Genomic DNA, 1,299 nt, shown 5'->3' with positions numbered 1-1,299 from the left:
ACAAAATGACAGTAATATTTATGCTTTCGGTTTGCCCATGTCTATCGATGCTTCAGATAGTTATGTTATATTTGAACAAATTTTGGAGGCCAACAATTTACAAATAGTAGATAAACAGGGCAAATTACAAGTAGATAAACCAGCTATAAGACAAAAAATAATTGAAATTTTAGATTGGTACACTAGCTTTATAAAAATGGATATGTGCCACCTAATGCAGTTAATTGGCTAAATTCTGATAATCATACTAATTTCCTCAATCGCGAGACTTTAATGACAATTAATTCAACTATGTCAATTCCTGTATATCAAAAAGAAGACGAAGAAATTTACTTGAATCAAATGAGAACTATAGAATTTCCAAATAATCCTAATGGAGACAAACCTAGATATTTAATATCTATTAAACAACCTATAATTTTTACATCTTCTGCTCATCCTAAGTTAGCGAAAGATTTTTGATCATATCTAATACAACCAAATAATTTAGGACTTTACATTAAAGGTAGTAAAGGTTGCTATTTTCCGATTATGCCTCAACTATGGGAAGAACAATTTTGGCACGATCAAAAAGACCCTCATATTTCCGTAGCATCTCAACAGTTTGCTGAAGGTCAAACTCACTTATTTGATAATTCTGTAAACCATGTTTATTCTCAAGTACATATAGAAAATATTTGGAGTAAGGCGATGCAGCAAATTCTAATGGCAATTTGCGATTTTACAGCTTCTGCTAATGCTCTGTATGTAGTCCTACCGACAGCTCCCCTAACTAATACCATTTCTCAAAAACTTTTCTACATTTTCTTGAGTAGAGGAGTAGGGTAGTAGGGGAGTGGAGGAGAAGTAAACATAAGAATAATTAAAATTAACTTGACTCAAATTAACAAAAAAAATATTTTACCTGTGTTAATTACTTAATGAATGAAGTGTTACCTAAGTATAGCATTACTTTTAGGAATTGGTATAACTACTTCTTTCAAAAGAGAAAAATTTTAGATGAAAAAATGAGGATCTAGAATCATGTATTTCTGGAAAAAAAGCCTCCTAATTCAGATTGTAGGTTCTTTTTTAATATTGTCGCTAATGACAATATCAATTGTCGGATATACAACCTTTAGTCAAGCAAGAGCATCTTTAAAAGAATCAGTATTTGAACGCCTTAGCTTTGCTGCCAAACTTAAAGAAAATGAACTTAATCGTTGGATTTTAGACCAATGTAAAAATATCTTAGCGATTGCCGAATTACCAGAAATTAATCACCAAGCAAAAATCTTACTAACAACCAAAAAATCTACA

The 1,299-nt window shown here is 31.0% G+C and carries 2 protein-coding genes and 2 pseudogenes; all 4 read left to right on the top strand.

Annotated elements, in window-relative coordinates:
* A pseudogene (locus tag F6K13_RS33675) lies at window positions 1–232 on the top strand (hypothetical protein); the annotation flags it as partial.
* Window positions 205–462, top strand: coding sequence for a hypothetical protein (locus F6K13_RS33670; protein ID WP_124146500.1), 258 nt, complete (start codon window positions 205–207; stop codon window positions 460–462). The pseudogene F6K13_RS33675 and the gene F6K13_RS33670, both read left to right, overlap by 28 nt.
* A gap of 69 nt (window positions 463–531) precedes the next feature.
* Window positions 532–828 carry a hypothetical protein gene (locus F6K13_RS33665; protein ID WP_124146501.1) on the top strand — a complete coding sequence of 99 codons (297 nt, stop codon included), beginning with the start codon at window positions 532–534 and terminating at the stop codon, window positions 826–828.
* A 258-nt stretch (window positions 829–1,086) separates the two neighbouring features.
* Window positions 1,087–1,299 (top strand): annotated as a pseudogene (locus F6K13_RS33660) (histidine kinase); the annotation flags it as partial.

It is taken from the genome of Okeania sp. SIO2B9 (assembly GCF_010672505.1).
In the GTDB taxonomy this organism is placed as follows: domain Bacteria; phylum Cyanobacteriota; class Cyanobacteriia; order Cyanobacteriales; family Microcoleaceae; genus Okeania; species Okeania hirsuta.
This window is presented reverse-complemented; position numbering and strand designations above follow the sequence as displayed.